An 8,089-nucleotide genomic window follows, 5' to 3' on the forward strand; every position below is an offset into this window, starting at 1 on the left:
GCGGGACGCTTAACGACCACGTCATTCCGCATCAGGGGAACGCCCTTGGCCCCGAAATAGACGACTTCAACCGGGTCCAGATTGTGCAGCAAACCAAAGTAGTGATCGAATCCCTGGTTGCGTGGGAGGAACGGTTCCTGGAATCCCAGATGCCATTTGCCGACACACGCCGTCGCGTAACCGTTCTGTTGGAACAACTCCGCGATTGTTAGTTCGTCTGGATGGATTCCAGATGCCGAGTCTGCGCGATGCACCCAGATATGGTTGCCGACTCGTCGCGGGTAACACCCCGTCAACAGACCGGCCCGCGACGGACTGCAAATGGGAGCGGCCGCGTAGTAATCCGTGAACCGGATTCCCTCATCGGCCATCGCGTCAATCCGCGGCGTCTTTACCTCGGTCGCGCCATAACATCCGAGATCGTAGTAGCCCTGGTCGTCGACGAAGATGAAGACGATATTCGGTGGCGACTCTGATGCGACCAGCAGCCTGCTCACGCTGACACTGAGTATCAACGCTGGCAGCGTCACACGAAGAAGTGGTTGGTGGATGAGTTGAGTCATTTCAGTCTTGTTTGGGGGAGGCTGTCAGCGTTGTTCTTTTTTGCGGGAGCTGGCACGTCTGGGAGTCTGCCAATCGGTCGGCTGTTGGCTTCCAGTTCCCTGACCGCGACGTCCATCCGACGTCGAAGGTCGAGTACGACTTCGGGATAGTCGGCTGAGACATCGTGCGTTTCACCCGGATCGATCTACAGATTGAAAAGCGATCCTGCGGAAGCCGCCGGTCGTTTTCCCTCGCGACCGCTCTTACCGCCCGGCTTCAAGTCGCGAACAAGCAGTTTCCAGCGACCGTGACGAATCACCGAGCCGGGCACGATAAATGTTTCATGAATCGGCTTCGTAACCTTCTCGCCCTTCATGTACGGCAGAATGTTACGTCCGTCGATCACGCGGTCGCCCGGCGAGTCGACTCCGGCGATTGAACAAAACGTCGGCAGCAGATCCACGATTCCGGTGATCTGACTGGTCGTCGAATCGGGCTCAATCATACCCGGCCAGCGCATGATGCATGGGACACGTATGCCGCCCTCAAAGTCGGTCCATTTGCCATCGCGAAACGGGCCAGCATCACCGCCGTTCATCCCGAGTACCGGGCCGTTGTCCGACGCGAAGATAAACAGAGTGTTTTCCGCGACGCCCTGTTCGTCGAGAACTGTCATGAGTTCACCGACCTGCCAGTCGATTTCCCGAATCACATCACCGTACGTGCCTCTCCGCGAAGTTCCTTTGAAACGCTCGTTCGGAATCCACGGTGTGTGCGGCAACGGAGAGGCGTAGTAAAGAAAGAAGGGGCGTTCTTTGTTCTTCTTGATGAATCCAATCGCTGCGTCAAGCAGTCTCGGCGAGTGCTTGCCATCGGTTTTTCGCCTGATCGAATCAACGCGTTTCAGGTTCTGATAAATCCCCGTGCCCTGATCGAAATCAATCATGAAACCGTAGAAGAAGTCGAAGCCGTGGCGAGTGGGATTAAACGCGTCCCATTCGCCGAGATGCCACTTGCCCACGATTCCCGTTGTGTAGCCGGCTGTCTTGAGAAGCTCCGGCATCGTCACTTCATTCGCGTGAATTCCAATCCGGTCTTTGTTGTAGATGACTTTGGTGCAGCCCACGCGGTGGGCGTGCGATCCGGTCATCAAGGCCAGACGAGTCGGTGAGCAGCGCTGGTGCACATAAAAGTCGGTGAACTTCACGCCCTGCTTGCATAGTCGGTCGATATTCGGTGTCTCAAGTGAATCGGATCCATAGCAACCCAGATCACCGTATCCCTGATCGTCCGTCAGGAAGACAACAATGTTCGGTTTTTCTGAGGCTCGACTCGTGCCAGCCTGTACCCAGCCACTCAAAGATACAAGCAGGCAAACAGCAAATATTGTCAACTGATTCATGGTATTTGGTCTTCGCAGTTCACTTGCTTCCACGGTTATTGAAAATGACTCGAAGGCTCTATTTCTCAGTCGCATTCTCAGCCTTCGTGTATTCATCCCAGTGCTTCTCGATCATCTTTACGTCGGCTGCTTTGGAAGTCACGAGATAGCGGTAACGAGAAACGTATTCCTTACCAGGCACGATCTCGAATGGACCTTCAACCATAGGCGCGAAGCAGAAGTATGGCTTGTTCGGATGGATGCGCACGTGTTGTGGTGCACGGAAGTTTTTCGGACTGCAGAAGACGGTAGCCGACACGTCCTGACCATCGATCTGTCCAGAGAAGGCCACCCAGTTGGGTCGAGTGTGATTGCCTTCCCAGCGGTCTTTGCCGTCGCTGGTCAGATACTGTACGTCACCCGGATTGATGCTGTGGTCATCCTTTTCCCTCAGCCACTGAACGTTGCCGCGGAATGCCATGCCGCCGTAGTGGTATTCGGCTAGGCTCAGAGGCTTGTCGGATGCGCACTGCTGAACGCTGACGAGGTCGATAACAAAATGGTCCGCCGGGGTTTGATGAACAGTGACAGTCCAGACTTCATAGAGTGCGTCGATCCACTCCTCGCCTATCTTCACCATGAAAGCGTGTTTGACGCTGAAGGAGACGCTTTGCTCTTCTCGACGCAGGTTCAACACTTCGCGAAATTCAACTTTTCCAAGATCCTTGGCCTGATTCCAAAAGTCGACATTCTTACCGTCATACTTGCTTTTCACCCACGCAAAAAAGAGCGCATGTTGATGAGCATGATCTGCGGGATAGTCGCCGGTGAGCTCCTGTCCCGTCGGAGTGTACACGGGATGAATGTAGCCGCTGCGACTGAAGTATTGCGGCAGGCCATCGGGGACGGGTTGCGATTTCTTGATGTACTGCAGGACCGGTTTTCCACGCAGGGTGATGCGAATCGTGTCATCTGTTTCCGTCAGATTCAGCTCAGCGCCAAGTGTCGACTGGTTGGTGACAATGAACGAATAGAACAAGACCAACAGAGCTATTTTGAATCGTTTCATTGACCTTCCGAATCTGTGATGGGGATGCAACATATTGTTTCTCAATTGTGTGTCCACGTTCATCGATCGCTAATCAATCGACACTGGTTCCGCAACGCCGGCAGGCCTCAGATTAGAGCGAAGCTCACGGCCGAACTCATCCAACAGCTTTCTCAGACGCGCGACGATTTCAGGGTGTTTCGCCAACAGGTTGTTTTGTTCGCCGATGTCGTTAGTCAGGTTGTAGAGCGCAGCCGTTGGTGCCCGTTCTTGAGTTGCGGCTTTCCCACGTTCCTTGATAAGTGCTTTGCGCTCTCTGCGAGGAAGTTTCTGCTCCTCAGCAGTCAACTCAACTTCAATTCTCGAGGCTTCCTTCTTCGAAGAGTCATCGACGAGGTACTTCCAGTCGCCGACACGGATTCCTTGGACGCCTCGCCCTCGCAGGTAGTAGATGGCTTCGTGGGGTGACTTGGCGTCCGGTTCTCCGGCGAGCAGCGGCCAGATGTCTTTTCCATCAATCACGCGATTGCTGGGGACTTTGCCGCCTGCGAGCTTGGTCAGCGTCGGCAGCAGGTCCATACCGGTGATGGGTTCATCGGATTTGGTGCCCGCAGGAATTGTCTCTGGCCAGCGAGCAACAAACGGAACTCGGACACCGCCTTCAAGAGTCGAGCCCTTGCCACCTTTCAGCGGGCCGGCGCTGCCGCTTTTGCCTGTGTTGGGACCGTTGTCCGATGTGAAGATGACCAGCGTGTTCTTATCAAGGCCGAGTTCTTTCAGAGACCGTAGAATCTCGCCGGTACTCCAGTCGAGTTCCTGAATCGTGTCGCCGTAGATGCCGCGTTTGCTAGTGCCCACAAACTGTTCGGAAGCATGCAGCGGGATGTGCGGCATGTTGTGCGCCAGGTACACGAAGAACGGTTTGTCTTTGTTTTCGGTGATGAAGCGAATGGACTCGCGCGTGTACCTCTGAGTGAACTGCGTCTGGTCAGCCGGAACTTCGATGACGACGTTGTCGCGAACGAGCGGACAGGCTGCGGTCTCTCGTTTGAGGATTCCGTCGCGGGTGTAGCCTTCGCGAAACACGCAGTCAGCCGCGTACTTCTTAATCGTCGGGTAAAAGAACTGGTTGTTAGATGCCGGCGTTCCGTACCAGGTATCAAACCCATGGTTCAGAGGCTGGAACATGTCCTCGTTTCCGAGATGCCACTTGCCAATGATGGCCGTCGCATAACCCTGACTTTTCAACAGCTCTGGCAACGTGATCTCGTCAGGATTCAACCCGTGGTTGTTCCGAGGAAACATGACACCACCGATACCGACGCGAATCGGATGGCTTCCGGTCATCAGTGCTGCGCGTGTCGGCGAACAAACGGGTGAAACATAAAAGCTGTTGAACTTCGCCCCCTCAGTCGCCATGCGATCAATGTTCGGCGTCGCGATATCGTCCGCGCCGTAGCACGAAAGATCACCATAGCCGAGATCATCAGCAAGAATCACGATGACATTGGGTTTCTGCGATTCGGATTGAGCATGCGAATGCGCGGCCGCCAGGCAAAGGACTAAAATCGATGAAAGGGTCCGGTACATTTGTTTTGGGGTTCTGTCGAGTCAAAGGCCGATGAAAATAATTGACGAGGTCACGATTCCCTGAGTTCTTGTAGTGGGCGAGATCTGAATCCCGCTCTTGCGCTCGCGCGTTACCGGTCATCCGTCAAAAATCCCACTGGATCGGTTTGCCGTCCTGGGCTTTCCAGCGGATCGAGCGGATGTCGAGACCGTCAGTGGCTGGGACATACAGACGCAGCAACTGACTTCGACCCTCGACAGGCACTTGTACCGTGATGTCTTGCCAGGTTTTCGACTCAGGAACTTCGAAGTCCACCGTCTGGCCGGTTGCGGGGAAATCAGTCTGGCCCTGGGTTCGCCACTGAACACGTCCTGTCCCGCTCTTGCCATCGATGCCCCGAGCTTGCAGGTGCAGCGTAATCGGTCCATTCAGTTTCACCTGAGCCGTCCCCAAGAACGAGTTCTTTCCCTGAGCGATCACGCGTATGCCGCCGCCGATCGATTCAATGCGACATTGTTTGGGAACCAGGCCATGCGTGGCGCTGCTGGAGTTTTCTTGCGAGGTGGTTCCTCGCTGAAAGTCTGGGTTGGGTTTCGGCGGAAGCCCGCCGGTGCGCTCAAAGTGCGCATCGATAAGCTTGCTAAGCTCCGTGACTTTCTCAGGCATTTCGGCAGCGAGATTCTTCGTTTCTGCGAGATCGTGTTTCAAATTGAATAACTCAGCGAGACCCTCGTACTGGTCCGGTTTGCGAGCGTAGCGCCTAATGAGTTTCCAATCGCCGTCGCGCACCGAGATGCCACCACCGTGATACGGAAAGTAGCTCACGCTCGTTTGCCCCGTTCCCTCTTCGCCCTCGGTGAGAACCTTCGCGATGGACTTTCCATCGATGACATGATGATCAGGCTCGGCTTGGTCGGTCAGTTCAAGCAGCGTGGGATAGAGGTCGATGTTATTAACGATTGTCTCGCTGACGGAACCCGCAGGAATGTGTTGGTGCCAACGGACCATCAACGGAACGCGCTGGCCGCCCTCATAAAGCTTTCCTTTGCCACCGCGTAGGCCGAGATTCTTCGTCGGATACTGCACACCAGCGTAGTCGTTGTAAATCTTCGTGTAGCCATACGTCTTGCTCTTCGGATTGGCCATCTTTCGCTTCTGTTCGCTCGCGCCCATGCTGTGGGTGTTGCCACCATTGTCCGAGAAGAAAACAACAATGGTGTTGTCGGCGATACCGAGTTCATCGATCGCCGTCATGACTCGTCCAAAGTTGTCGTCCATCGTCTTCAGCATGGCGGCGTAGACCGGATTGGTATGACCGTCAGGCTGAGTTTCTTTTTGGGCAAACTTCTGAATGAGATCCTGTTTCGCTTCCCAAGGGCCGTGACAGTCATACATCCACAGATTCAGGTAGAACGGTTCGTCCTGATGTTCGGTAATGAATCTGATTGCCTCAGTGCCCAGCCGGTCGTCGATGTGTTCGCCTTCTGGTCCGTCGACGATATTGCCGACTCGACGAGCCGCACCAGGCTTACCGTCAGCGTGAACTCCGTGCGGTGAGAAGTAGGTGCTTCCGGGAGGTCCGGGATCCGGTGCGGAGTGAAACGTGACTTCGAAGCCGTGCTGGTCCGGCCAATGCTCCTGAGTCAGGCCGAGGTGCCATTTTCCCATGTGAGCAGTGCGGTAGCCGGCGCCGAGGAATGCTTCGGCCAGAGTTGTCGCATCCGGATTCAGGTAAGTGCGGCTTTTGGTGAGCAGGTATTCATTTTGACTTGTGGCAGACTGATAGACCTGCTCGCCCCATGGCTCTGGCTTAAGGTGTCCGTGGGCGGAGAGGATGCCGTGCCGCGACTCCTCTTGCCCTGTCAGGATGGAAGCCCGACTGGGCGAGCAGAGCGGATGCGCGTAGGCGTTGGTGAAGCGCATCGATTGCCTTGCAAAGGCATCAATGTTGGGCGTCTCGTAGTAGTCGGAACCAAAGACGCTTCCATCCGTCCAGCCCATGTCATCGACGAGAAAGAGAATGACGTTCGGCGGTCGTTCAGGTTCGTCATTTGCCTTGGCTGACAGACAAGCAAGACCAACGATTGGCAAGAAGAGCAAGGCGTGGTGAAGTATCATAGATTTTTCGTCTTTACGGTTCGTAGTTTTTAGATTCAGGCAAGCTGCTTCGTAGTGGACGCTCTACCTGCTTCTCACCTTCGTCTTGGCGTAATCGATGGGCAGACTGGCGGCCCAGGTTTTGATTTTCTTGGAAAGCGATTTCACAACGTCTAAATGCTGCGCAGCGATGTTGTTGCTTTCACTCGGGTCGATCGACAGGTTGTAGAGTTCTGGTTCGCCGCGTTGTTTGCGTGGCAGGTGCAGTTTCCATTTTCCGTCTCGCATAGCAGGTGTGCTGCCGGTGGAACTGGTCTTCGAGAATAGTGGCTTTAAGCGTTCTCGATCGGTACCGAACCAGATGTCGGAGATGTCCTCACCATCGATCGGATTCGGTAATTCATCGACTCCGGCAAGGGAGCAAAGCGTCGGCAACCAGTCGATGAGCGAGCAAACGCTTGTCGTATCAACTCGCCCCGCCTGAACTTTACCCGGCCATCGGATGATGAACGGGACGCGGGTTCCCCCTTCATATTGTTCGTGTTTGCCGCCGCGAAACTCACCCGCATAACCCAGCATGTTGTTGGAGAATTGGCGGGTGCCCTTTTTTCCTGTTACCACGGGAGCGGGACCGTGATCACTCGAAAATACGACGATGGTGTTTTCCCTGAGCCCCAATTCATCAAGGGCCTTCACGACTCGGCCCACGTTTAAGTCGAGCTGGTAGACGTCGCCGAGATACTGACGAATCGACTCATCGAGATCGCCGCCGATATTCAGGCACTCATCGAACTTGTGCTGCATGGTCGACGAGAAGTCTTTCCGGTCGACGCTGATATCGTTGAACTCAGCGACCAGCCCCTGAGCAGTATTGACTGGGAAGTGCGTGGCGTGCCCCCAGACGTTGACGTAGAAGGGGGCATCCTTGTTGTCCCTGATGAAGTCGATCGCGGCCGAATACAAATCGTCGTCTCGGCCGGCTGATCTGTCTCGACTTTTGCCAATCGTTTGGACCTCATCGATTCCATAAGTGCCGTCGCTGTCGACCGGGCCGATGTGCCACTTGCCGAAGTGCCCGGTTTTGTAGCCACGTTTCTTCAGCAGTTCGGTAATGGTGACTCGGTCGCCAAAACCGAAGTCCGCTGCATACTTCGGGAATCGAGCTGGAAACAGGCCTGTCATCAATCCCGTGCGGCTTGGGTTGCAGGTCACGCCGGTCACATAAAACTGTGTGAACCGCGTCCCTTCTTTGGCCAGTTGGTCAATCACTGGCGTTCGAGCATAGGGATGTCCGTAACATCCAAGATCGCCGTAACCAAGATCATCAGCGAACATGAAAACAATGTTCGGCGGCCGCTGATCGGTTGCTTGGGCCCTCGCGAATGAAGGCGCAACCGAAAGCAACACTGCTGAGGCCAGCAATAGAATTTTAGAACCTATCCGAGAACCG

Annotated in this window: 6 protein-coding genes; all 6 read right to left on the reverse strand. The window is 55.0% G+C overall.

The window, feature by feature from the left end:
• The coding region (locus B2R17_RS03985; RefSeq protein ID WP_286762948.1) for a sulfatase-like hydrolase/transferase at window positions 1–563 on the reverse strand (563 nt) is incomplete at its 3' end.
• A 185-nt stretch (window positions 564–748) separates the two neighbouring features.
• Entirely contained in the window at window positions 749–1,945 is a 1,197-nt protein-coding gene (locus B2R17_RS03990) for a sulfatase-like hydrolase/transferase (RefSeq protein ID WP_286762949.1), read from the reverse strand.
• Between the two features lie 58 nt (window positions 1,946–2,003).
• Window positions 2,004–2,993, reverse strand: a complete 990-nt coding sequence (locus tag B2R17_RS03995; RefSeq protein ID WP_286762950.1) for a PmoA family protein — start codon at window positions 2,991–2,993, stop codon at window positions 2,004–2,006.
• Between the two features lie 69 nt (window positions 2,994–3,062).
• Entirely contained in the window at window positions 3,063–4,562 is a 1,500-nt protein-coding gene (locus B2R17_RS04000) for a sulfatase family protein (RefSeq protein WP_414707217.1), read from the reverse strand.
• A 124-nt stretch (window positions 4,563–4,686) separates the two neighbouring features.
• Complete coding sequence (locus tag B2R17_RS04005; protein WP_286762952.1) at window positions 4,687–6,660, reverse strand: sulfatase; 1,974 nt, start codon at window positions 6,658–6,660, stop codon at window positions 4,687–4,689.
• Between the two features lie 63 nt (window positions 6,661–6,723).
• Entirely contained in the window at window positions 6,724–8,046 is a 1,323-nt protein-coding gene (locus B2R17_RS04010) for a sulfatase family protein (protein ID WP_286762954.1), read from the reverse strand.
• Between the last annotated feature and the right edge of the window lie 43 nt (window positions 8,047–8,089).

The organism is Rhodopirellula sp. UBA1907 (assembly GCF_002337565.1).
GTDB classification, from domain to species: Bacteria; Planctomycetota; Planctomycetia; order Pirellulales; family Pirellulaceae; genus Rhodopirellula; species Rhodopirellula europaea.

Bases quoted from the DNA above. Each gene is read 5' to 3' on its own strand.
- B2R17_RS03990 (WP_286762949.1), bottom strand. From the start codon at position 1,945: ATGAATCAGTTGACAATATTTGCTGTTTGCCTGCTTGTATCTTTGAGT.
- B2R17_RS03995 (WP_286762950.1), bottom strand. From the start codon at position 2,993: ATGAAACGATTCAAAATAGCTCTGTTGGTCTTGTTCTATTCGTTCATT.
- B2R17_RS04005 (WP_286762952.1), bottom strand. From the start codon at position 6,660: ATGATACTTCACCACGCCTTGCTCTTCTTGCCAATCGTTGGTCTTGCT.
- B2R17_RS04000 (WP_414707217.1), bottom strand. From the start codon at position 4,562: ATGTACCGGACCCTTTCATCGATTTTAGTCCTTTGCCTGGCGGCCGCG.